Source organism: Sulfolobales archaeon, assembly GCA_038897115.1.
In the GTDB taxonomy this organism is placed as follows: Archaea; Thermoproteota; Thermoprotei_A; order Sulfolobales; family AG1; genus AG1.
The window spans coordinates 1-23,460 of the sequence record JAWAXC010000007.1 but is presented as its reverse complement, the minus strand read 5'-3'; the positions used below and the strand labels follow the sequence as shown (position 1 = coordinate 23,460).

Genomic DNA, 23,460 nt, shown 5'->3' with positions numbered 1-23,460 from the left:
CTAGTATAATCTAGTGAGAAATGTGGTTGTGAAGAAAGATGAGCCAGGCACAGGCTAAACAGATCCCTCCGGGGCAAAGATATATACCGAGATTTATAATATATGCGGAGTTCGGGATTCCTAAGGTAGATATTGAGAGATATAGATTAAAGGTGGAGGGGCTTGTGGAAAAGAGATTAGAGTTCAACTATGAAGAGCTGAAGAAGCTAGCTGATCTCGAGTATATATCAGATTTTCACTGCGTTACAGGTTGGAGCGTTGCTAATGTTAGATGGAGGGGTGTGCCTCTGGCAAGGATCATGGATATGGCTGGGGTAAGAAGTGATGCTAGGTGGCTATATACAATTAGCTTAGATGGATATACAACTGTTATCCCAATAGAGGATATTAGAGATCCCAAGGCTATAATTGCCATAGAGATCAATGGAAAGCCCTTAACAATTGAACAAGGCTTCCCAGCCAGGATCTTCATACCCCACCTTTATGGCTGGAAAGGGGCTAAATGGGTTGAAAGGCTAGTATTCATAGATCATTATGTTGATGGATACTGGGAAGAGCGCGGTTATCACGAAAGGGGCAATGTTTGGGAGGAGGAGAGGTTTAAAGGATCTAGTGGGAGGCATCTTAGAAGGCGTGTGGCTGGATTCACAGCAAGGGATTCCTCTCCTTAGCAAAGACGTATCTAAGCAATATTTTAATTATTGTGTAACTGTTTTTTGAGTAAATCGAAGGATAATATATACTCTCGAAAGGCTTCCATGGACGTATTGTATGCAGAAGGATACTAATTTATAGTAGGGGTTATCTCTGAGAAAGGTCTTAAGATGCCTAAACTGATCTAGAGATAATGCTAGAATAACTATTGAGCCCTCGCTAAGCACATCTGAAGCTCTATTGAGAAACGATATAGGTAGTTTAAGCGTCTCATCGCTGTAAACCTTACTCCTCCTCCCATATGGAAGATCCGATATAATGGCATCTACACAGGCTCTTCGGAAAGGCGGATACATGGCATCTGCTACAACTAGATCGAAGGTGCATTGATGCCTAACCATCTTTTTAGATACAGCTACTTTCCTAGGATCTATGTCACTTCCAATAATTATCTTGGGAGATGCTCTGATACATAGCTCATCTAGTATATAGCCATAGCCAGAAAATAGATCAAAGACTTTTCTTTTACCATTATATAAATAACTATATATATTAGCCATAAAGACTATATCTTCCCTCCTCATATATTTTCTATCCTCTACATCCCCTTTCAAATACTTTATTCTCGTAGCGATTGGGTATCCAATTACTACTATATTTCCTGCGATTATTGAGATCTGAGTGGGACATTCCCAACTATCTTCAGATCCTCTAACCTCAATTCCCTTCAGATCCTTGCTAAATATTTTTTCACGTCCCTCTATAATTTCTTTGATAATTAATGTATAATCACAGGCTAATTTTCTTCTACCAAGGCTATATATTTTAATATCCACCCTAGATCTACATTTGAATAGCATTTTTAAAGATCTAATTGCTGCGTAAGGGGTGAATCCATCCCTTAGAGGCTCTATATATAGTGAAATACCTATCTCCTTTATATATGCAGGCGAGATATTACCTAGATCCTCAATTGAGTTATTAAATCTAATAATTGCTAGCCCTGGCTCCATATAGAGTAGGCGGTAATCCCTATTAATAGATTTTAACATGCTTACCATCTCTATATATGACATCTCAGGATGATCTTGGGATAATAAGAAGTAATATTCAGAACGCCTTTCTATACAATGCGGTGAACGCTTCATATCTAGCACCTAGCCTCTATCCTACTAGCTTATCTCCATATTTTTAATAAAACTGGAAAATGCTTTTATGTAACTTCTAGACATGCTAGGGACTATGATTTAATTGCTGTTATCTCTATCAAAGGATCCAAGATCCTTGATTATAATTATTATTTTGAGCATTACTCTACTATATGGCGTAGAATATGAATAGAGAGACCCCAGAAGGCTTTTCCATGATATATATAAGGGATAACGGTGTCTCGGGTTATGAGGTGAGGATAGCAACCTATAATGCCTTAACAGGATCTAAAATCCATGAAGAGATACACACCGAGATCAAGGATCTAAGGCTTGATATAAGGGGGAAAATCATGAGGATTGGGAATAAAGAGATATATTTAGTATCAGAAGAGCCTATTCAAGGTATATCTAGAAAAGCAGGCGAGCTATATATAACTAGAAAGGCTGGTATAGATTGAGAAGATATCTATTTATAACAAGAAACAATCGAGGTTATAGGCCAAGTGATAGGGAGTACCTATTGAGTCTCCTTAGATGCTCTATGAAGATCCCAAACATAAGGATTGCCTCTAAGCATGTTGAGATAGAGATTTGGGATCCAGATCTTCCTCTAGCTATAGCTACTATAAAGAATATTATAGGAGAGATAGTTCTCTGGAGATCTCTTGGAGAGGAGCCCTCACAGCCTTATACAGTAAATAGACATGAGATCCTAAAGAAATTTGTAGATCTATTTAACGAGGAGAGATTCTGGGAAGCCCATGAGGCTTTAGAGCCATTATGGAGAGTATCTGGTGAGAAAGCTCTACACGGTCTTATTTTAACAGCAGCCTCCTTCGTAAAGATTCAAGAGGGTAGGGTTAGAGAATTCGAATTATTAGCGAAAAGAGCACTTAAAATACTCGATAATGTATCCAAATATATGTGTATAGATGTTGATAAAGTTAAAGAAGATCTGAGGGTGGCTATAGAGACACTTTCCCCTTTTAAAATAATGTGTTATGTATAACCGCTGGGGCAGAAGCTTTGAGTTACTGTTCTCTATCCTGGATCCTGTCTTTCTATGCTATGCTGAGATTTATATCTCATTCTTATAACTATTTCATAATTATTAGTGAAAACCCTCCAAGTGATGGAGGTCATATGCCGTTAGGCTCAACAGTAGCTCATAGAGATACCAAGATCTCTGTTTAGCGGTGGAGAGAGGCGGTTGTTAAATAACTATACCTCCCTTAGATATGGGAGGGAGGGTCTCTTACTAACTAGCTCGGGCATTGTGAGTTCCACCTTTGGATAGCCTTTTGAGAGTTCCTCTAACAGGTTTAAGAAGGATTCTATAGTATATGTCTTTTGATCCCCTGATGGTCTCTCCCTAACAGTTATGGTTCTCGTTTTAACCTCTCTATCGCCTATTATCACCACGAAATATGCCCATTCTATCCCTGCATCCCTGAGCTTCTTAGCTAGGCTCTCATCCCTATCATCTATATCTACTCTAAAGCCCCTCTCAGATATAGCTTTGTACACTTCAAGTGCGTATCCCATATGCTCCTGCTTTATCGGTATGATTCTTACTTGGATAGGCGATACCCAGAAGGGTAGGTAGGGGGTTCTACCGCTTTCCTCTATCTTAGCTGCTGTGTCGAAGAGCATGTATATATATCTCTCAACACTTCCAATAATAGCTGTATGTATTATTGGGGGTCTTCTCTGTGTGCCATTTGGGTCTACATATGATATGCCGAATCTCTCTGCATTACCAATATCTATTTGGAAAGTAGCTATCTCCCTAGGCTTCTGTGTGACATCTATTATGTTATACTCAACATTGATCACCCAGTAGTAGATATTATCTGGGTAAACCACCACCAGGGCTGGCTTCCCATCTCTTTTAACGAGTTCTGTTAGATAATCCATAGATCTCTCCATAAAGCCCTTGGTAACATTTATAATAGCTACATAATCCCTCCCCACCTTCTTAGCCTCCTCAAAGATCTTATCCCTTATCTTTAGGGTTAACCTCATAGCCTCCTCAAGATCTTTGCACAGTATATGCATATCTGGCATGTGGAACCTTCTAAGCCTGAATCCTAGGAGGAGCTCGCCCCTCTGCTCATATCTATAGCTATCAGCTACCTCAAACATCCCCATAGGAAGATCTCTATAGCTTAATATCCAGTCTTTGAGCATCGCAAACTGTTGGTGGCACGCAGCATATCTCATAACAAGCCTCGAGCCCTCGCTCTCAACCTCATACAGTCTATCGCCAAATAGATCCGCATGCTCCTTAACAGCCCTAACCGAAAGATCAAACATATTTGTCCCCTTAACCCTGAAGACAGGTATTCCCAGGCTTCTCACAACTGAGTATGAATATTGGGAAACACTATCTAGTATAGCGGTGGCATGCGGGCTATATCTCATATGACCTGGGTCTGAGAACTCCTCCCACTCAAAGCCGAATTTCCTCATATATTCAGATACACGCGATCTTCCCCCCTCCCCCTCCTTCTTAAATACCTCCTTCTCCACCAGAACCCTTAGATCAGGATATTTACTATAGTCAAACTCCTCGGGCTTGTAGAGCTTTCCATCTAAATCTAATATGTAATAGGATTTCTCAACAGCCCTCCTAACCCTTGCACCTGGCTTCAAAGTTCTTGAAAGCTCGCTCAGCGGGTGACCATAGCATTTTAGCATAAACTCTTTATACCAGCCAAAGGGGGCTCTAGATACCTCTACACCCCTCTCCCTTAAAACCCTCTCTAATTCTCTAAGCATTTGAAGAGCTGTCTCAGGAGGTGCTAGATCTTGTGAGAGGTGGGCATAGGGATATAATAAAACGCTTTTCGCACTAACCTTCTTCATCACATCTATAATCTCCTCAGATGCCCTTTCTATAATTCCTCTATCTTGCTCATCCCCCCTTTCTATTGTTGTGAACACAACTAACACATTCTTCTTAAGATTCTCCCTCTCCGCTACTTCCTCCGGCTTCTCAATTGCTGGCTCACGAACTCTATAGCTAAACTCCTCTGCATGGATCATCAGTATCCTCATAGATATACACCCAGCTTATGTTCTTGTATATATAGCTAAATATCTCCCTATGAAAATAGTGCTTTTATAGAAATATGTTGCTTTTCTAGATATCATTGCTACCTCCTTGGAGGCCATAATATTCATCACTTATCACTCACTACCTAATAGCATTCTAGAGCTAATAAAGTAGGAGATTTTACGATCTTATCTTGTATTGCTTCTATCACAATCTCTTATAAGGTTCTACCCTAGAGATCTCCATGATCTATATTTGGCTTAAGACAAGATATAAGAAGATCGATTGTGGAGAGACCTATTTATCGCAATACATGGAATGATCTTAATTAACTTTTGCCCCAGAATCTGGCTTCACCTCACCACCATAAGATCTTCTATAGCTTCTATCTCGAGGGAAACGGGTAGGGGCCTGGGATCTGGGAGGATTCTTATAAGGGCATCACCCCTTCTCATTATAACCATGAGCTCTTCTATAGCTTCTCTATCTATTTTCAGGAATTTAGACGCATCGCTCCAGAACCTTTTACTTGGATTGCTAAGCGCTATCAAGAGACCTGAGTTCTCTAAAATCCTATCCCATTCATCCCCAAAATCTCTGAAACTCTGTGTGGCTAGAAGAACGGCTAGCCCATATCCCCTGGATAGCTTTACTAGGTTTAATAGTCTAGCCGGGCTCTTCCCCTTCCTAGTGAGGATCCATGCCTCATCTATTACTATCGCTCCCCCAACATATCTAGGATCTACATGCTTAGAGGACATATAGTTAAGCATATCTTGAAAAATCATGTTCATTGCATAGCTTAGCATCTCCTCTTTCTCCTTAGAGATCCTCGAGAGCGATATAATATTTACCTCTCCCTCAACAATCTCATAATGTCCAGCCTGCTGTCTTCCACCATCTAGATAGGAGATCTCATCCACAATCCTCGATACTAGTATCCTAACATGCTCATCCTCCTGAGAGAGTTCAAAGAGCACATTCTGCCAGCTAGGCGTTGGAGTTTTCTCATAAGCCCCTCTAATCGCTTTGTATATAGCTGCCTGCATCTTTATATCATTAACATCGAAGGAGCTGATTATAGCATCGAAAACCTGACCAGCCCTAGCATTTGGATCTATGTAGAATGGGTAGAGAGATCCTAGGGGGGTTTTAGGTATATCTATAGATCTAAATGGATATCCCCTCTTCAATAGCCTAGCCTCTATATCCCCCTTCACATCTATAGCGAGAATGGTTGTTGAGAAAATAGAGTGCATCTTTGTAGCGATGCTTATCAAGGTCTCCGTCTTACCGGAACCTGTTGGCCCCACAACTATTACGTGAGGGCTCATAGAGTTGTTGGGGTTCCAAAAGATGTTTCTCCCACTATTTATTATTCTACCTATTAGAATCCCGCTTTTATGGATCCCCCTTGAATGGAGAGATGTTCTTAGGAAGGGGGAGAAGTATATAGAGTGGATAGATGATGCTAGGAAAGGTCTGCTAACTATCTTGCTAATGATTTTTAGAAGGAGTCCTCTAGGCTCTGCGAAAAAACTCATTAATAAATGCTATAGCCCCTAGGCCTCTGAGATCCTCTACATATATACCCAACCCTCTGAGCTCCTCCTTCAGGATCTCCATTTTGCGAGATAGCTTCTCAATTGCCTCCTCCTCTGTGGTTCCTAAAGCTGTTACACCGAAGATCATGTTGATCGAGAAGGGCATCTCCCCATCTAATATCCTCTTCTTTATCCTTTTGAGCCTCTCGATCTCGGTTCTTAGCTTTTCATTTGAAGGATCAGATTCTAATATGATCTGCTTCACCTGTATAGCCTTTTCTATCCTAGCTATAACCTCATCTGATCTTGTTGGAAGCACTATAACCCTTAGATCTATTGGGGCGTTCTCTGCAAGTGTCCTTACATATGAATTCAGTATTTTCCTTAGATCTCTTTCACTGAGATCCTCTGGCATATCGATAAAATCTCTTACAATTAGAAAGCCCTTTGCCACACACCCCTTATTCCAACAGCTAACGATTCTCCCCTTAACTAGCCTTAGATCTGACGATCCATATAGGATCTTTGCAATATCATCCCTAATCCCCAAGATCTTCTTGATATTCATTGACTATCCTCTCCAGAATATTATAGAGCTTATATGATGTTACATATGCATGTTTAACCAGCTTCTCCACAGGTGGGGGATTGATCAGGTATTCTCTATATGAAGCCCCATCATATATACATAGGCGGAGAGGCATATCTACGCAACATCTATCGAGATCAATGCGGTTTATCCCAGACTTTAGAGAGCCATATCTATATAGCCCTCCCACGATGCTTGTAACGATGTAGCTAGCATCCTTAGTAGTATCTAGTATAAGGGTGCATCCTCTTCCATAAAATATATCCATACTTCTTATAGGGGATCTATCCTCATAGGATATACCATCAACATATTTGTAGAACCCTCCCTCAGAACATCTCACCCTATCTAGTGTGCCCTGACTCATATATTTGTTTAAGCATATCTCTAACTCCTTAAGAGTGATATTTCTTGAGAATCGCCATATAAATCCCCCAGCCTCAGCGATTATAGATATTGAGGCGGGTGCTTCGCATCCAGCGATATTCATAACTATTTCATCCTCCCCCTCAACGCTCTTTTCAAAGACGGTGTTTAGGCAGGAGAGTCTCAACGTAGCTCTATCTACCTTGAGATCTCCGATTGTGTTTATCTTTAGATATATTCTGCTAAATCCTTCTCTATGTATTATCTCCAGCTTTGGTATCATATCTATAGATCTGCCCCTAACAGTTGATCTATAGAATGCCTCTCCCTCTACCTCTCTAAAACCTACTATCTCGAGCTCCGCTTCTTCAACTCCTGCATCTATACATATTTCTAGTTTAATCGGCTCTGCATTTCCTATATATATGAAGCTCTTCTTACCAATAACCTTTTCTCCAGTCTTCACCCTTGCAACATATTTATAGAGTTCGTGGAATCCCTCTTTTCCTCTCATATTGATAATAGCCTTTACATAACCAGGGCTATTACACTTCATAAAAATCCCACTTGGTGTTGTGATCATTTCAGCCTCTACTACCTCGATCTCAGGTAGCGGTATATGTAGCTTAGCATTTAACACATGATCTTCCAATAGGTTTTTAAGCACCATCTTAACCTCTACTTCACCTGTAAGCGTCTTCGATGCTATCTTAGCAATATACCTATCTCCATCTCTAATACTATCTAGAATATCTATTGGCCCCTCTAAACTTATATCTAGGATCGCTTTAGATCCCTTTACATAGATCCCAGGTTCTTGTTCAAGCTCACCTACAATGATCTCTTCCTCCTTATCAGGATCTATAATACCTATGAAGTAACCTGATATACAGAGAAGCTTATCCGTAAAGCCCCAACAGGTTATATCCTCTCTCTTCTTCAGTTCTTTTAGAACCCTCCCATCTATAGATGCGATCAACGTATTATTACCGGTGTCGATAACAATACCCTTATGGCTTGCTGAAACAGCTCTAATCATCCGCCCATGTAGATCGGGTCTAACTAGAATAGAATCCTTTATAGCTAGAATATTGCCTGATACAGATACTATATGGGAGTCTTTAGTAGAGCCAATATATATAGGTTTCTCCGGCAGCCTAGCTATAGGTTTAAAACTCTTTAAGTCACTCTCTATGAGCCATCCACTTTTCTCATCATATAGGAGAAGCTCTCTCTTCTCGGGTATCCATGCAATGGCCTTTGAGTTTAGAGGGGTTTCTAGATAGAGGCCTCTACCAATGTATATAGAGCCCTTCCCATTGATTCCTATGCTTGCAACACGATGACCTATGCTACATATACTTGGAGATCCCTTGATATCGTAGAAGGAGTAGCCACCATAGTCTACTCCAAAGTAGATCCTTGTGTATCCCTCAGACTCATAAGCTACTAGTGAATGCCCCTCCACCCTCTCAATACAATAAGAATCAATACTATAGGTGTATCCCTGATCAACTGCCATCACCTTCCTCCTAAGCCCTCTCGATGATATGAGAAGCACTATCCTATCTGTGAATGGTGCATAACCTATAATCCCCCCAACATCTATATTTCTCACACTCAACCCCTCCCCCAGTACCTCGATCAGATAGCCCTTTTTCCCAGAGGAGGCTATAAAGGTATTCTCGCTAAGCGGAGCGATCTTGAGCCTATTCTCTAGATTATAACATGCTGAATCTATACAGAGCCTGGGAACATCTGACTCAACATAGAAGATCCATGGCTTTATAGAGCTAGTTTTAATCCCGATCGAGGGCCTCACTATAATATCTATATTGCTTTGAACCTCAACAAATATCGCTTCCAGGTTAATTCTAGAGGGCTTTAGCGTAAGACCATAGCTGGCTAGAAGCTGCGGTACCTCTATCCTCCTCACTTCTTCCACTTTATAGGTCTTTCCAATCCTTTGGATCATATTCGTCACCTCAAAGGCATAAGCAGTGAGAGAAGGATCATCGATATCCCAGGGATAAGAGTATTATAGATCTCGCCGAAGAACACCTTAGAGGATATAAGTGATGCTGCAAGTATGGATACAGCTGATAATATGAATGTATATAGCTCTCCAACATGCATCATTAAGATAATCTGGGAGAGAAATATTGGTTGCAGAAGCGAGGATGCTAGAGGGATCGAAGATGTGAAGAGCTTATTAACACTCTTCGAAAGAATATCCCCTATCTCATCTGAAAATCTACTAAATACGTATGGATCTATCTCTCCCCTTTCCATTAGAAATCTAACTGAAAGCGCTATATAGCTTAGTATCCATGGAACCGATAGCTTTATACCACTAAGATATCTATCTATATCGAAACCTGCTAGGGTTCTATATACTCTAACATAGCTACCAGCCGCCTCTAAGAGATCTCTAATCGATCTCATATTTCTAATATAGAAGATATAAATAGCTGTGAAGATAAGGCCTAGAACTATTAGTAATAAGGAGAAAATATAGATCAAGCTCATAATGGGTTCTCTAGATGGTAAATTAACTGGTTGTATAAGCATCTGTATATACAGACTTATGTAGAGCCCAATAAGGGTTGAAATAGATAGTGCCCTAAGTATTGAATATAGTTTAGGCGATAATACGGGGATCTGCCTAAATGGGTATGGCGTTGGAGGTATAGCTATCAATATAAGTGGTGTCGCAATAGTAATCATGATAGCCGCTGAAAGTGCTATATAGCCTCCAACTATTGGGGAAATACCTAGGATCAGCATAGGAGCTGTTGTCATAATCATCACAGCTAGTAGCCCTCCCTGGGCGGAAAGATCTATTATTCTAGAGATCTGCTTCGATGACTCCCTGATCATCTCCGCCCCCATAGATCTTAAGGCCTCGACACCTATACCTTGGGCGATGCTAGCTATATAGCTAAGAAATACCCTCTTAACAGCTCTTGGTATACCCGATATATTTTCTAAGGCATCATAGATGCTTATATATTTAGATATGTTAACCAGTCTCTTCGATATACCTGAGAAATATCTAAAAACCCTCCCTTTGCTATCGTTAGTAGCTATAAATGTTAACGCTTCTATTAATTCCATACCCGTCTTGGCTGTGACAGATGCCATGAACATTAGATAGGGAAGCTCTTCCACAAGCCCCTTTCTCCTCTCAAGAGATTTTGAGATCCTCTCTATTACCTTATAACTAGATAACAGTGTTCCAACCACAGCTATTAGAAAGGATAGTTCAAACTTATAGTGTATCTCTATAAAGATTATAATTAAGATCGATGATACTATAGAAGCTAAAGATCCGATTAGAGCTAATCTAGCCTCAGCCCCAAGCGATATATAGTCTCTATAGCTGGAAATCGAGAGCGAAACAAGATCTATATATCTTCTTCTTATATCAGCTAGAAGCCCCACCATTACCCCCCTTCTCAGCTACAGCTATCGCCGCCTTCTCCTTTACATAGGTGGGTAGTCTAGAGCTATTCAATATAAGCTCTCCAGTGTTCGGCTCTCCTATCCCTAGAGAGTATAGGTTCTTAATCTTAATATCATCTCCTATAGGTATTATCTCATCTACGCTACGCACGCATCTCGATGTTTTACGGATCTCCTGGCATTCAGAGCTCATTACAACTATTGTCCATATACTGCTGATCTGGTGTTTTGAGAGACTTATTGGTGGGGACATAAGTCTTGTAATAACCTCTTCCGAGGATCCGCCGTGGAATGTTGTTATTGCACCCATACCCATATTAAGGGCCTGTGAGAGAACCTGTGCTTCAGCTCCTCTAGTCTCACCTATGACTAGGATCTTGTTAGCAGATGATCTAAGTGCTGCCTTTGCGAGAAGAAATTGATCTATGTGAAGAGATCCGAGATCATATGTGGAATATCTTATCCAGGGGCTGTTCTCAAGTATCTCTATCTCTGGGGTATCCTCTATAATAATTACCTTCCAGGTTGGAGGTACAAAGCTATATAGTATTGCCTTTAAAAGCGTGGTCTTACCACTAGAAGGGGGCCCTGCAATTACGATGGAGCCTCTACTCCAAACCACAAGCTTTAGATACTCTGCTACAGCCCTCGGGATAGATCCCCTCTCGATTAGCCATTCAATTGTTACCCTTTCCCTCAGCTTCTTCCTAATAGATATCTCTGGCCTTTCACCGGCTACTATGATATCAACCATATGAACCCTGTGCCCGCCGTCGGAGTTTGGAAGCTGTGTATCCACTATTGGATTCGATCTAGATAGATATACACCACATCTAGTAGATATATATCTTTGTAGAGAGAGCACGTCATCCATGCTAAGCACTATATTTGTTCTAATCATATCTACATTAGGGTTTATCTCAACTATACTCCTATGCCTGATCCAAACAGGGCCTGGACCGCTTACACTTATATCCTCTACATAGGGGTCGTCTAGAAGAACCTGGATTTTACCATATCTAAGCTTCTCCTTAACTAGGTAGATAGAGAGATCTATATAGTCGTGCGGAATACTATAGATCCTCTTAAGTACTTCTGCTATATAATAGTCATCCAGATCCTGATCTTCAGGAACATATCTAATTAGCTCCCGCGCCGCCCCCTCTATAATAGTTAATAACTCTTTAGAGGGCTTAGGAACCAGCTCAGAAAGATATATATACTCTCCATCTAGGCTCATGACAGAGATTTTATATGGCCCCACGCTATATTCAAATAGGATCTCTCCAAACTCTGAATTCGTTTTATCCTGATTTATGGTAATAGTGCTTATATTCTCCTCATCTGTTGTGCTAACCCTCTTAGCCATAATGGATCCCTTGCTTCCTATGAGTCTCCTTCTTAGAATCGATTCAATGCTTTTAGATCTAGAAAAAAGGTTTTTTGTGTAAAATCTAAGCAACTAGATCACCATCAAATTCCTGTTGCCTTTATCATTTTCTGAGCATTTGTAGTTAGCGATCTTACAGCCACAACTATGCTATCGACATTCGAGGCTCCATCAATATTTATTATGATGGTTTTACTTGACTTGGGATCTATAGTTATTGGCAGATTTCCAGATAGCGTTGTGGTTGTGTTTAGCGGCTTTATAGATCCGTTGCTCGTGGTATACACGGCTAAGATGCTATCAACACTTATAGGATCATTACCATTGTTAGTAACAGTAATACTTACCAATATAGTATTCGTATTAATGAGTTTAGCATTATAGGTAGCTGCTACAGACTCCAGCTCAGGCATCTTGGCTATCTGTCCTGTTAACCATGCCTGGAGGAGAAACATCACTGGAATCGCTATCGCAACAGCTATCATGATCACTACCAGCTCGCTCAAACCCTTTATATACCTTTTCCCGATACCCATGTTCATCTCCATAAAAATACTTCATATTTAAAAACCCTCAGAGGTTAGTGAAAATATTTCTCGTTAGCTTAATATCATCAGTAATTAATATCTCTGCTTAATTATTGATAAAGACGGAAAATTCTATTACAAGAATATAAAAATTGATCTATATAAAATTCTGGGCCTAAGCTATATCTCAGCTAGATCGATCTATTAATTAATGTCAGAGGCCCTCAATATAGCTAGAAGTATCAATAGATATTCCCATAGATAGCTTCTTCCATTTATAAAAGTCAGGATGCCTAATATAGCCTAGTAATATTCTATAATATTACATGGGGACAATGCCAAAGATAATTGTTGATGAGAGGGAAAGGATGTCAGGGATACCCCAGATACTGAGTAGATTAGGAGATTATATTGTATATAAGATGCTAGATGTTGGAGACTATGTGGTAGCAGATACAATCGCTGTGGAGAGGAAAAACATCCACGATCTTGTTAGGAGCATATTTGATGGTCGTCTATTCGATCAGGTGAGAAGGCTTTTAGAGGTTTATGAGAGAGCCATTATATTAGTTCAGGGCTCGCCCTCCGAGATCAGACTCTATACTGATAGATGGCAATCGGTGTATGGATCATTGGCGAGGCTTGTAGGAGAAGATGGTGTTAGCATTGTATATTCCTCAGATGATGAGGAAGCCGCCTATTTTATACACACACTAGCCCAGAAGAGCCAGAGTAGCCTTTATAGATATCCTGTAGCACATAAAAAGCCGAAGCTAGAGAGTATTGAGGAGTGGCAGTTATATATAGTTCAGAGCTTGCCATATATAGGCCCAAAGCTAGCTAGAAGGCTGCTTAGAAAATTCGGGAGCGTTTTGGCTGTTTTCAGCGCAAGTCCCTCAGAACTAAGCAGGGTCGAGGGTATCTCTGAGTGGAAGGCTCAGGAAATTGTTAGGATTCTTAGAAGCCCATATAGGGAGGAGAAGAATACCTAGTGATAGTAAAGCGTTATCACGGCTTAAATAGTGATGAGATCCTAGCTATATTGATTTGAAACGCGTCTCTAATTTCAACTCTCTAGCAATAAGAATCGCTATTATCCATAGCAGTAATATCCTGGTAAACGCTATCCATTGTATAGGACTCTCTCTATGCCAGGGACCCCTACTCTCAATACCCAGAGATCCTGAGATAGTACTTTCATGAAACCATAGTATCATGATAAGGGTGTTAAGAATATCTTGGAGGAGGAGCAAATAGGTTTTCTTATCTCTGAGAGCTATGTAGAGGGGGGAGATCATGATATTCATCTGGGGTGAATATACATATGAAAAGCTTATCGAGAGAGATGTAGAGATCAGGGGGGCCATTACAGATAGGTGCTTTGTGATAGAACTATATTTAAATATATAAAAGGAATAGAGAAGGGGTATAGAGATCATAAGCGCGGTAGACACCATTCTGAAACGTGGATCAAATATATCGCTGGTAAAGAGCACATAGAAGCAGTTCTCACAATACCAGTTAGAGTGATAGCTAATTATATAGAAAAACGCTGGAGCATATACTAGGAGAAGAATTATATATGGTGCTAACGCTGTAGATACACCTATAGCCAGGGCTATAAGTATTTTTCTAAGGCCTAGTCCCTCTCTATACATGATGATCGCTGATGTAAGAATAGCTATTCCAGGGAATATCTTTATAGATGCGGCGAGCCCGAGAAAAAACGATGCCATATAATACCTAGCTCTCAATAGCAGAAAAAGACCTATAGCCATTAAAGCTGATGCAGATATATCCCAGTTATAGAAGAGATAGTAGACCATAGATGGAGAGATTATAGCTAAAGCTTTTGATACCCTGGACGCATTAGCCTCTTGTGCTATGAAATATATAGCGAGTATATATAGTGCGTAGAAGATAGTATTGGTTATATAGAATGCCCTTGTGATAGATGAGAGTGGATCGAATCCATGGGAGAGCATATAGAGAGCTATTTTTGATGCAACCATCCATTGAAGAGCTATTAGAGGTGTGTATTCAAAGGGGTAATCCAGATATGGATATCCGGTTATAGTTTTAGATGGATCTCTAATATATATTGCTATATAATCGGTATATTGGCCTAGAAAGATGGGATCATGTATGTAGATGCTCATTACTACTGTAATAAAGCCTAGAATAATGAGAGTGTTCAATGCCTTCTTCATATTATCCTACCCTTCTATAGATCTATAATCGGTATATTTCTAGGCTCTATCTACCAGATATATAGCTGGGTGATGATACATCCTCTATATCAAGATCGGCAGGCCCTAAGATTGTGAGGCCTCTCGCTGTAATATCTATCTCATAGATCTTCTTATCATGGTTTGTATTCCTCATCTTCTCCACCATGAGGTATCTCTTTAAAACCCCCTTTGAAATCCTTCTTCTAAGCCTTATAATACCATCTGCTATATGCTCAACACCCCAGCCGAAGGCAAACATTGTTGTGATCGCGTATTGCGAGACTAGATATGTAGTGAAGCCCCATCTACTGAGAGCCTTTTTAATCATATAACTATATTTTCTAGCCATAGCTGGTTTCTCAAGCCAGAAAGCAGATATGGAATCGATTACAAGCCTAGCTCTTCCATAGCCCAGAGCCTTCTTAGCCTCTATAATCTTGTTTATCAATGTCTCCACCTCCATCTCCTGCAGAGACCATGGATCCTCTTGTGTCTTCAGAGCATCTATAACTATGAGCCTTTTCCCTAGGAAGGGTTTCCACTCCCATCCAAATCTCATAGCCTGATCCATAATTGATTCTCTATCCTCCTCTGTGGTAACATATATACATCTATCCCCATCTAGGATGCCCTGGTGTATGAAGTGCATGCTCAGAACCGTTTTCCCAGTACCCGGCTCTCCTACTATTGCTATAAAGAATCCTTCGGGTATCCCTCCCTCAATCATTAGATCTAAATCATGTATCCCTGTAGATAGCCTAGTAACCATTGGGATCCCTTGGCTCTTTAACTATACGGTATTTAACTAGAGATATGCTAGCCGGTTGCCTCCACAATGCTTCTATATACCTCCTCACCCTCTCTACCTGCCTCCTTTAACATGCTATACACCATATATCTAGGTATAATTGATAGATAGTCCCTATACCTATTCTTGGGATATCTAGATATCATTGTCTCAAGCCTCTTTATATATATAGATATCTTTGAGAGGGCTCTTTCGATAACCTCCTCCCTCTTCTTACTCCCTAGCCATTCCATAAACATTTTTATCCCATGTGTTCTTTCATCAATTTTTTCTAATAACACGTCTACAAGATCGTCTGCTATCTGATATAGAATACCTAGGTTCTCGCCGAAAGATGTTGATAGATCTTCGAGGTTCTTGCCAGCCCTAGCTGCTCTAGCACCTAGGAATGTAGAGGCTTTAAAGACGGAGCCTGTCTTCAGCCTAGCGAGTGTCTCATATCCTGCTACCGCTGAGCTTGGTCCAAATACATCCATGACCTCGCCGCTAGTTGCTTGGAGCCATGCTTCTATAACCTTTACTAGAGCATCAAATCCATATCTCTCTATCATGAGCTGTGCCTTCGGTATAAGCATATTCGAGATCAAAACTGTTTTCGAGATACCATATCTTATCCAAGATGCCAGAGATCCCCTTCTAATTGTATCGAAGTCTATTATATCATCTAGAGCTAGTGATGCTGCATGTACAAGCTCTATTGCAACCGCAGCATCTAATGCATCATCAACCCTCCCTCCTAGGGTCTCACATACCAGTATAGTGAGGATCCCTCTGAATCTCTTCCCACCCTTTGACATATAGTTGATTATCTCTAGAACCTCACCCTCATAGCCCTTAATAGCCTTCTCAAGCTCAGCCTCTATAACTGCTTTCCTACTCTCTATATATTCTATTAGATCCTTAAGATCTATTCCAACCGCTAACCCCATATACCTTACTCTCAACTATAGATCCTCATAGCAAGGTAATAAGTAGAATATTTTTAATAACAGGGAAACAGTATATCTATATGGCGGGTAGGGCCGGGGGCCTCGCCCACCCCCATACCCGAAAAGGGCGTAACGCGGGGGCCAGTAACCAGGTCGTGCTATATATAGAGCCGCAGGATCCTCCCCCCAGCTATGAAACCCGCCCTGTGGGGCTTGCGGTGGCGGGGGCCTCCTCGGAGGAGGGGGCTAAACCGCCTTCACGAGGGGAAACAGGCCAGGCCCGGAAGGGAGCAACCTAACCCTCGGCGCAAGCGTTCACAGGTCACCGGGGGGAGCGTAGGGGGGAGGGCTTCTCCTGCGGCTCTATATATAGCACGACCTGGAGCCGCCGTGTAACATAGATCTTACTGTCTTATTGATATCAAGATATTAATCGATAATCAAATATATGGAACCGATCTATTAGATTCTATAGCTTAGCTCTAACTTTAAATTTAAAGAAAACCCCATTACTTCCTGTGGAGCCCACTTAAATCCCACATATGTTTTCCTAAAACATGTGGTTAGAGCGTGAAAACCATATAATTTTGATCATTGTAGATCTGAGAGAGTGATAAAGCCTTAATCATAATAGATCATGTTTCGAAAGGATATACCATGGAAAATATTGTATATAGGCTGTTGATCTAGCTAAGGCTCTAAAATACTTTATGTTAACAATGAAGGTATTGTGTTTTAAGCCAACAAACGCGGTCACCCCCCTACTTCCTATGGAGGGTTATAGTTATGGATAGGAATACTTATAACCTATGTTAATTATATCAGGTTTATATGATGACCGCTTGATGCAAAAGCAGGAGCTACTATCACTTGAGGAGGGCGAATTTCTTGACACGCTGAGAAAGATCTATAGGTATGTGAAGGCTCTTCAAGTATTGAAGAAAAGGCCTCTGTATACACGTGAATTTCTAAGCGTATTAAGAAGCTGGGGAGACTCTCATGCGTTGTTGAAGGAGCTAGAGGCTTTGGGGCTTGTAATAAGGTATACCGACTATTGCAGATCTAGTAAAAGGAAATGTGTATATAATAAGATATCTGCTAAGGGGGATAAGCTTTTAAATATAATTGGAGAGTTATCAAGGTTAATATTTGATACTGAGTAGATCTATTGATGTTGAGAGGTATAAGATCGTTACTAACTTTTGGTAACGCTTGCATATTGAACAAGATTTCCACATGTTCCACAAGAAGTTATGGGGCCTCTGGGTATGCATATGATCTTATAGATCTTCTTTACCTGAAGTTATGACGGTATCAACGGTACAGAGGCCATGAAAATATATGACCCCTTTGCTTCCTGTGGAGCCCACTTAAATCCCACTATCTTTTTAAGACCTCCACAGCCCCGTTCAGCCTACCTATCACCACCTCATAGCCCATATACGGAAAAATCCCCGTAGTAATCACACCTTCTATGTTTTTCAAAAGCCTATCAATAGAGATGGGATCTTCCATGGGGCCTGTGTAAACATCTATCAATATATTCCCATTATCGCTTATCAGAGGTCCTAACTTTCCCTCAGCTTCCCTATAGCTGGCTCTATATCCCAGCCTCTCTATCTCTCTCATAACATAGTTAATCGCATAGACCTCAACCTCTAGGGGTACAGCCCTTGTCGAGCCAAGCTTATCCACGAGTTTTGTTTCATCAGCTATTATGATTCTTCTATTAGAGCTCAGCATAGCTATTTTCTCTCTAAATAGAGCTCCACCACCTCCTTTTAGCAGATTTAGCCTCGGATCTATTTCATCAGCACTATCAATATAGATATCTATATCTCCAGGACATATCCCAGTCTCTATATCTCTAGCTCCAGATTTTCTTAGATATAGAGTTGTGTCGAAGCTTGTAGAAACATATCTAAATCTTGTAATAATTCCCCTTTTAACAAGCTCATCTATGAAGATCTTTACAGTAGATCCGCTTCCAACAGCTATAGTGCATCCTATACAATGTTCAATGAGATCTGCAGCATAGATCGAAACACTTCTCCTAGCCCCATATTTAAGATCCATGTTGCCCCTATATATAAAAACTATTATTATTAATATTAAGATACAGCTTTGATCTATATCTATATTTCATTGTTATCCCCCAGCTAGGATTCTAAATAGATGTTATAGGGATCAGCTCTTCTGTAGCGATCCCATTATACGGGAGATAATCTCATGAGCTTTTTCAGCATCTAATAATGTAGGGATCTCTATATCTTTCCCCTGACACCTCTCTATGAAGGCTTTTATCTCATTTAACAGGGCTTCCGATCCCTTTACCTCTACATATTTATGGCTATCCCCACCACCTCTTCTGAGGATTATATATCGATTTATATAGTCCCCCTCAATATAGCTTTGACTGGATACAGCTATTACCTTCCTTATCTTCTGTTTCGATATACCATCAACTGCTATGTATATATAGCCTCTGCTATGTTTTGCATATATCGATACCCCCTGATCTATATCTAGGCTATGTATATACCAGCTTACAGGTTTTAAATCTTCTTCCAGTAATAGGTATCTGGCTAAATCTATATCGTGGATTGCTAGATCTAGTAATATATTGCTTAACCTATTTTGAGGAGGCCTTCTACTAAGTCTGAATAGATAGAGATCCTCTATAGCTTCCCCCATGGTTTCTATGTGGTTTTTTATCCATATGGTAACAGGATCAAATCTAACTATGAAGCCAGGCATTGCTATCACACCCTTCTTCTCAGCTACACGCCTTAGCACTCTAACCTTCTCAAGGCTATCTGCAACTGGCTTTTCTATGAACACATTGAATCCCAGCTCAATTATCCTCATAGAGACCTCTGCAAGACTTTCTATAGATGTTGCAATTATGATCCCCAGGAGATCTCTCTGCTTCTCAAAACCATCTAGATCATCTAGGGCGGTAGCACCTATTCTTGAGGCAAGAGATCTAGATCTATTTAAATCCTTATCATATACAGCAGCAATCTCAGCAACACCCTCCCTATATATTCTCTCAGCAATTGTAGATCCCCATCTACCAGCACCAACAAGTCCTAGTCTGGGCTTCAAGACATAGTGTCACCATTCTAATTTGTTGATAGTAAATATGAATTTATATTTATTGATAAGGGAACCCTTTCGATCTACAATTTGTTGGTGGGATCTCCTCATGTTACATAAATACCGCCTATGATTATCTTGGCATGGATATGGATGAGGAGATATACACATATAATCTTTGGAGTTGGTCTATCAATCTCTATTCTCTCACCATTCATCCATATATCCTATCTACCAATCGTAACAATAATAAGTGGTATAGGATCTGTGGTACCGGATCTAGATACCAGGTTTAGGCATAGAAAGGCGCTCCATAACATATTATCTCTAGTTGTGACCTCTATTGTGGTACTGATTATAGTCTTAAGAGCTGGGATGGGTTGGGTACCAGCTGCTAGCTATGCACTTGGATATATATCCCATATTATAGGGGATTTGATGACTAAAAGGGGGGTAGCCATTCTATATCCCTTCAGAGGGAAATACTATAGGTTTCCAGTTGTCCTCGGCAGATCTGAGGATCTATTGGTGAATGTGCTAGGAACGGTGATAGGTATAATATTGATCTTCTTTGGGATATGGCATTTCATTTAGATCTCTTCCCGCTAACCCCTAAGACACTAGCTATATCTATTATACACTCAGGATCAACCTTTCCACCTCTAAACCTCACACCCTCAAGCTCCAAGATACGCCTCTTTATCATGGGCCCTCCAGGTGTGTAGCCTCCAAGGCTTCCATCGCTTTTCACAACCCTATGACATGGTATGATCACAGGGTTATCATTCATAGCGAGAAGCCTTCCAACAGCTCTCGGACTAGTTCCAATAGCCCTAGCTAGTGAGGCATATGTTGTAACTCTCCCTACTGGTATCAACATTAAGAGCGTATAGAGGATCTGCCTCGCATCTAGTGGATCCCTTTCTTCTATAGCCCTCCCCATCTTAATAATATCAGCAAAATCTATATTTCACACCTTATGGTTACCTGTCCATTAATGCGATTAAAAGGTCTATCAGAAACATCTTTTATGAGAATAGATAGTTGCTATCTATAGAATGTGATTATGTGGCTAGAGGCTAGAGGGTATTTGCTAGCTTTAGTTGCCTAGTTACAGTATATATGTGCTACCCTATATAGCTCTTCAGGATCTATTGATGTTGTCCAATCAATACCACGCTCACATCTAGCTTTTCCCTCTAGGATTTCAAGGATCTCCTTTACCACAGTACTCGGCTCTTTTCCAGTTACATCTAGCTCACATATCTTCTCAGGTGGATGCTCGTTAAGGGCGTTAGCAAGGCATATCCCTAGATATTCTGCCTCGCTATTTTCCATACTTTTCTCCTTCCCCCAGCCTCTACTACATAGTCTTTTTAAAAGCTCTCTAGGATCTGTTCTAAGTATTACGAGGATCTCCAGATCTTGATCATCAACTATTTCAGCATAATGACCCTCTATAATTATATATCTACTTTCTTTCTCTTCATTACATTGAGATATAAGCTCTTTTAAACGCTTTTGCACACGATCTTCATCTATGATATAGCTATTCCTCTCATAGTCATATTCTATATAGAGGCCTTCTTCTATTACTAGTTGGGAGAGGTCTATTGTCTTTGCTCCTAAAATATCTGCCAGGATCTTTGCAACGGTTGTCTTCCCAACCCCAGGTGTGCCTGATATCGCTATAGCTCTACATCTGCTCAGAGAGCCCACCCAAGCTATCCCTGCAAAGCTCCTTGATATCAATGCTAGCTATCTCTCTAGCTTTTTCTTGATATGGGTGTCTTCTTCCCTCTTTGCTAAGCCACTCAATATTGATCCTCACAATATCTTCTATAACTCTACAGAAGTCTAGATCCTCTATAACCCAGCTCGGAAGAAGATCCCATGGAATCCTTCTCGCAGTTGAAGTCATATATGGTATCCCCTCCTCCACCCTCTTGCTAATGGATAGCAACCCTCCCCTATCTATGTAATACGATATAGTTGGGCTAGAGGCGAGCTCTACACCATAGTCCTCTCCTGGAGGTATTAGGGAGGTAAGCATTTGGAGAGCTTTGCGGATCTCGCCCTTCTCAGCTAGCCTCCTAGCCTCGATTAATATTTCATATGGTGATGACAAAGCCGGCAGCCCGAGGGCTAGGAGAAGGGGTTTATGAATAGCCTTAGAATAAAGACGCTTATCACAAATGCTGAGGATATTAAGATCACTAGTAGGGGTTTTAGCTGGATAGTAGGTTCTACATCTCTATAGAAGGATACAAGCCCTGCAGCAGTAGCGGGTCCTGGGCCCTCCCTTTTCTTCTTCTTTACACTCAACTATTCTCCCCATAATCTCTACCCTCAGAACTATATAAAGGCTATGATACTATGGAAAAGATCTAGGTCTCAAGCTCTAATCTCAGGCCACAGCCTATCATGATCTTCTCAAGCTCTTCTTTCCCCCCTTCTAAATGGATCTTTCCATATATATTCTCTTCTAAACAAGCCGATATCAAAGTCTTCATCCCCATTACAAGATCATCCTCCTCTATGGATATCCTCTCTATCGGCAACCCCAGATCATCTATCCTGCATTCCCCACATATAGCAGCCACCAGGATCTTTCCCCCCTCTCTGGCCCTGGAAAGCTCTAGAGCCTGCGAGATCTTCCTCGTACCAAGTGTTCTTAAGAGATATTCAATAGAGATCTTCTTTGCAACCGTCCTTCTCCTCTGATAGGCTCTTCTAAGCCTTATAAGAGATGCGATGGCCACCCTATCCGTTATCGCGATTCCTTCTCCATATATCTGGAAGACTATTTCTTCACCACATTTCCATCGGATTCTCTGCTCGATAAGATCTATTGCATTTCTAACATTATCTTTGATCCTATAATATTCAATCCTACAGCTGTTTATAATAGTTTGTAGCTCGTTTAAATACTCCTCGAGATCTCTATACATTAGCTCCCCCATGGCTTACAGGTAATATAGTTATTATATCGCTATCCCTCACAATCGTTTCTAGTCCCTCAAAGACCATGTAGTCAGCGTCGTTTATAAAAATTAGATAGCCCGGCTTAACCCTTCCATCCTCCTCTATTGCTCTTGAGAGTGAGGGTTCTCTTCTAACTAGATCCCTCAGCACATCTCTAAGCCTTACCTCCCTATCTATCTTCATCTCTATCTCCTCTTTACCAGCATATAGCTTGAGCGAGCCTAGAAGCCTTATCTTCAGAGGAGCCACCTTCACGAATCTATTCTGGGATCTCCTCCACAGGCTCTACTTTCCTCTCCTGCATTCTCTCCCTTATTTTCACAAGATGTGTTATATAGCCTGCTATCTGGTTTCTAAGCTTCTTATTCTGTGTCCTTAAAAGTGTTTTTAGGATCTCCTTGTTCTTCTGGAAATCCTTAGTGAATAGATCTGGGTATTTCTCGAGGAGCTCCCTCGATATTCTTTTGATTGGTGTGGGCCTTACCTTACCCACCTTATCCTTCCCTGTAATATGAGGTATGCGATGGATATATATGTTTGACTAGATCATTTCACAGCTAAAAGCTTATATAGAACCCCTGAGACTTTATCTGTGGTGCTAGAAAATGGCAGCCCAGTATATAGAGCCAGCGGGGATCCCTGTTATAATCCTTAAAGAGGGTAG

General features: G+C 40.8%; 26 protein-coding genes and 1 other RNA gene. 7 read left to right on the top strand and 20 right to left on the bottom strand.

The genetic code is table 11. The features are described from left to right. Positions 1-38: 38 nt before the first annotated feature. Positions 39-671: a sulfite oxidase-like oxidoreductase gene (locus QXE01_02085; GenBank protein ID MEM4970023.1), complete on the top strand. Its 633-nt coding sequence runs from the start codon at positions 39-41 to the stop codon at positions 669-671. 27 nt (positions 672-698) lie between these two features. On the opposite strand, the gene QXE01_02080 is transcribed toward QXE01_02085, so the two are convergent. Next, positions 699-1,802 carry a hypothetical protein gene (locus tag QXE01_02080; protein ID MEM4970022.1) on the bottom strand — a complete coding sequence of 368 codons (1,104 nt, stop codon included), beginning with the start codon at positions 1,800-1,802 and terminating at the stop codon, positions 699-701. Positions 1,803-1,987: 185 nt separating this feature from the next. Here QXE01_02080 and QXE01_02075 point away from each other — a divergent pair, with 185 nt between their 5' ends. After that, positions 1,988-2,263 carry a hypothetical protein gene (locus tag QXE01_02075; GenBank protein MEM4970021.1) on the top strand — a complete coding sequence of 92 codons (276 nt, stop codon included), beginning with the start codon at positions 1,988-1,990 and terminating at the stop codon, positions 2,261-2,263. 62 nt (positions 2,264-2,325) lie between these two features. Beyond that, on the top strand, positions 2,326-2,814 hold the full coding sequence (locus QXE01_02070; GenBank protein MEM4970020.1) for a DUF309 domain-containing protein: 489 nt from the start codon (positions 2,326-2,328) through the stop codon (positions 2,812-2,814). A gap of 212 nt (positions 2,815-3,026) precedes the next feature. Here the strand turns inward: QXE01_02070 and QXE01_02065 are convergent, their stop codons facing one another. The 7 genes from QXE01_02065 to QXE01_02035 all read right to left on the bottom strand — a co-directional run bounded on the left by QXE01_02065 (position 3,027) and on the right by QXE01_02035 (position 12,753). Further along, positions 3,027-4,865 (bottom strand): threonine--tRNA ligase, encoded by a 1,839-nt coding sequence (locus tag QXE01_02065; protein MEM4970019.1) that lies wholly within the window; start codon positions 4,863-4,865, stop codon positions 3,027-3,029. A 351-nt stretch (positions 4,866-5,216) separates the two neighbouring features. Continuing rightward, complete coding sequence (locus QXE01_02060) at positions 5,217-6,407, bottom strand: ATP-binding protein (protein ID MEM4970018.1); 1,191 nt, start codon at positions 6,405-6,407, stop codon at positions 5,217-5,219. Beyond that, positions 6,385-6,975 carry a hypothetical protein gene (locus QXE01_02055; protein ID MEM4970017.1) on the bottom strand — a complete coding sequence of 197 codons (591 nt, stop codon included), beginning with the start codon at positions 6,973-6,975 and terminating at the stop codon, positions 6,385-6,387. The genes QXE01_02060 and QXE01_02055 overlap by 23 nt, the downstream gene beginning before the upstream one ends. Then, positions 6,947-9,337 (bottom strand): hypothetical protein, encoded by a 2,391-nt coding sequence (locus QXE01_02050; GenBank protein ID MEM4970016.1) that lies wholly within the window; start codon positions 9,335-9,337, stop codon positions 6,947-6,949. Before QXE01_02050 ends, QXE01_02055 begins: the two co-directional genes overlap by 29 nt. A gap of 5 nt (positions 9,338-9,342) precedes the next feature. Beyond that, entirely contained in the window at positions 9,343-10,809 is a 1,467-nt protein-coding gene (locus QXE01_02045) for a hypothetical protein (protein MEM4970015.1), read from the bottom strand. Then, entirely contained in the window at positions 10,790-12,196 is a 1,407-nt protein-coding gene (locus tag QXE01_02040) for a type II/IV secretion system ATPase subunit (GenBank protein ID MEM4970014.1), read from the bottom strand. The genes QXE01_02045 and QXE01_02040 overlap by 20 nt, the downstream gene beginning before the upstream one ends. A gap of 104 nt (positions 12,197-12,300) precedes the next feature. Next, positions 12,301-12,753 (bottom strand): hypothetical protein, encoded by a 453-nt coding sequence (locus tag QXE01_02035; GenBank protein MEM4970013.1) that lies wholly within the window; start codon positions 12,751-12,753, stop codon positions 12,301-12,303. A gap of 326 nt (positions 12,754-13,079) precedes the next feature. Here QXE01_02035 and QXE01_02030 point away from each other — a divergent pair, with 326 nt between their 5' ends. Further along, complete coding sequence (locus QXE01_02030) at positions 13,080-13,736, top strand: ERCC4 domain-containing protein (protein ID MEM4970012.1); 657 nt, start codon at positions 13,080-13,082, stop codon at positions 13,734-13,736. Positions 13,737-13,781: 45 nt separating this feature from the next. Here QXE01_02030 and QXE01_02025 read toward each other — a convergent pair whose 3' ends face one another. The 3 genes from QXE01_02025 to QXE01_02015 are packed head-to-tail and all read right to left on the bottom strand — an operon-like array spanning position 13,782 to position 16,727. Then, complete coding sequence (locus QXE01_02025; GenBank protein ID MEM4970011.1) at positions 13,782-14,954, bottom strand: hypothetical protein; 1,173 nt, start codon at positions 14,952-14,954, stop codon at positions 13,782-13,784. A 46-nt stretch (positions 14,955-15,000) separates the two neighbouring features. Beyond that, positions 15,001-15,744 (bottom strand): KaiC domain-containing protein, encoded by a 744-nt coding sequence (locus tag QXE01_02020; protein ID MEM4970010.1) that lies wholly within the window; start codon positions 15,742-15,744, stop codon positions 15,001-15,003. Between the two features lie 47 nt (positions 15,745-15,791). Beyond that, on the bottom strand, positions 15,792-16,727 hold the full coding sequence (locus QXE01_02015; GenBank protein MEM4970009.1) for a polyprenyl synthetase family protein: 936 nt from the start codon (positions 16,725-16,727) through the stop codon (positions 15,792-15,794). Positions 16,728-16,793: 66 nt separating this feature from the next. Here QXE01_02015 and ffs point away from each other — a divergent pair. Beyond that, positions 16,794-17,103: signal recognition particle sRNA (gene ffs, locus QXE01_02010), an RNA gene on the top strand. A 454-nt stretch (positions 17,104-17,557) separates the two neighbouring features. Next, on the top strand, positions 17,558-17,875 hold the full coding sequence (locus QXE01_02005; protein MEM4970008.1) for a hypothetical protein: 318 nt from the start codon (positions 17,558-17,560) through the stop codon (positions 17,873-17,875). Between the two features lie 217 nt (positions 17,876-18,092). Here the strand turns inward: QXE01_02005 and rpiA are convergent, their stop codons facing one another. Continuing rightward, on the bottom strand, positions 18,093-18,788 hold the full coding sequence (rpiA, locus tag QXE01_02000; GenBank protein ID MEM4970007.1) for a ribose 5-phosphate isomerase A: 696 nt from the start codon (positions 18,786-18,788) through the stop codon (positions 18,093-18,095). Positions 18,789-18,899: 111 nt separating this feature from the next. Next, entirely contained in the window at positions 18,900-19,820 is a 921-nt protein-coding gene (locus QXE01_01995; GenBank protein ID MEM4970006.1) for a Gfo/Idh/MocA family oxidoreductase, read from the bottom strand. Between the two features lie 144 nt (positions 19,821-19,964). Between QXE01_01995 and QXE01_01990 the strand changes: the two genes are divergently transcribed. After that, positions 19,965-20,405, top strand: a complete 441-nt coding sequence (locus QXE01_01990; GenBank protein ID MEM4970005.1) for a metal-dependent hydrolase — start codon at positions 19,965-19,967, stop codon at positions 20,403-20,405. On the opposite strand, the gene QXE01_01985 is transcribed toward QXE01_01990, so the two are convergent. The 7 genes from QXE01_01985 to QXE01_01955 all read right to left on the bottom strand — a co-directional run bounded on the left by QXE01_01985 (position 20,398) and on the right by QXE01_01955 (position 23,289). Beyond that, positions 20,398-20,754 (bottom strand): MGMT family protein, encoded by a 357-nt coding sequence (locus QXE01_01985; GenBank protein MEM4970004.1) that lies wholly within the window; start codon positions 20,752-20,754, stop codon positions 20,398-20,400. The two genes, QXE01_01990 and QXE01_01985, sit on opposite strands and share 8 nt — an antisense overlap. Before the next feature lie 164 nt (positions 20,755-20,918). Next, positions 20,919-21,530 (bottom strand): adenylate kinase family protein, encoded by a 612-nt coding sequence (locus tag QXE01_01980; GenBank protein ID MEM4970003.1) that lies wholly within the window; start codon positions 21,528-21,530, stop codon positions 20,919-20,921. Next, positions 21,508-21,939 (bottom strand): hypothetical protein, encoded by a 432-nt coding sequence (locus QXE01_01975; protein MEM4970002.1) that lies wholly within the window; start codon positions 21,937-21,939, stop codon positions 21,508-21,510. The genes QXE01_01980 and QXE01_01975 overlap by 23 nt, the downstream gene beginning before the upstream one ends. Positions 21,940-21,956: 17 nt before the next feature. Next, positions 21,957-22,136, bottom strand: coding sequence for a preprotein translocase subunit Sec61beta (locus QXE01_01970; protein MEM4970001.1), 180 nt, complete (start codon positions 22,134-22,136; stop codon positions 21,957-21,959). Between the two features lie 62 nt (positions 22,137-22,198). Continuing rightward, a complete protein-coding gene (locus QXE01_01965; protein MEM4970000.1) occupies positions 22,199-22,762 on the bottom strand; it encodes a hypothetical protein in 564 nt (187 codons plus the stop codon). Continuing rightward, the gene (locus QXE01_01960; protein ID MEM4969999.1) at positions 22,755-23,045 is read right to left on the bottom strand and encodes a MoaD/ThiS family protein; all 291 of its coding nucleotides are present in this window, start codon (positions 23,043-23,045) and stop codon (positions 22,755-22,757) included. The genes QXE01_01965 and QXE01_01960 overlap by 8 nt, the downstream gene beginning before the upstream one ends. A gap of 10 nt (positions 23,046-23,055) precedes the next feature. Next, positions 23,056-23,289, bottom strand: a complete 234-nt coding sequence (locus QXE01_01955) for a 30S ribosomal protein S17e (GenBank protein ID MEM4969998.1) — start codon at positions 23,287-23,289, stop codon at positions 23,056-23,058. Positions 23,290-23,460: the final 171 nt, after the last annotated feature.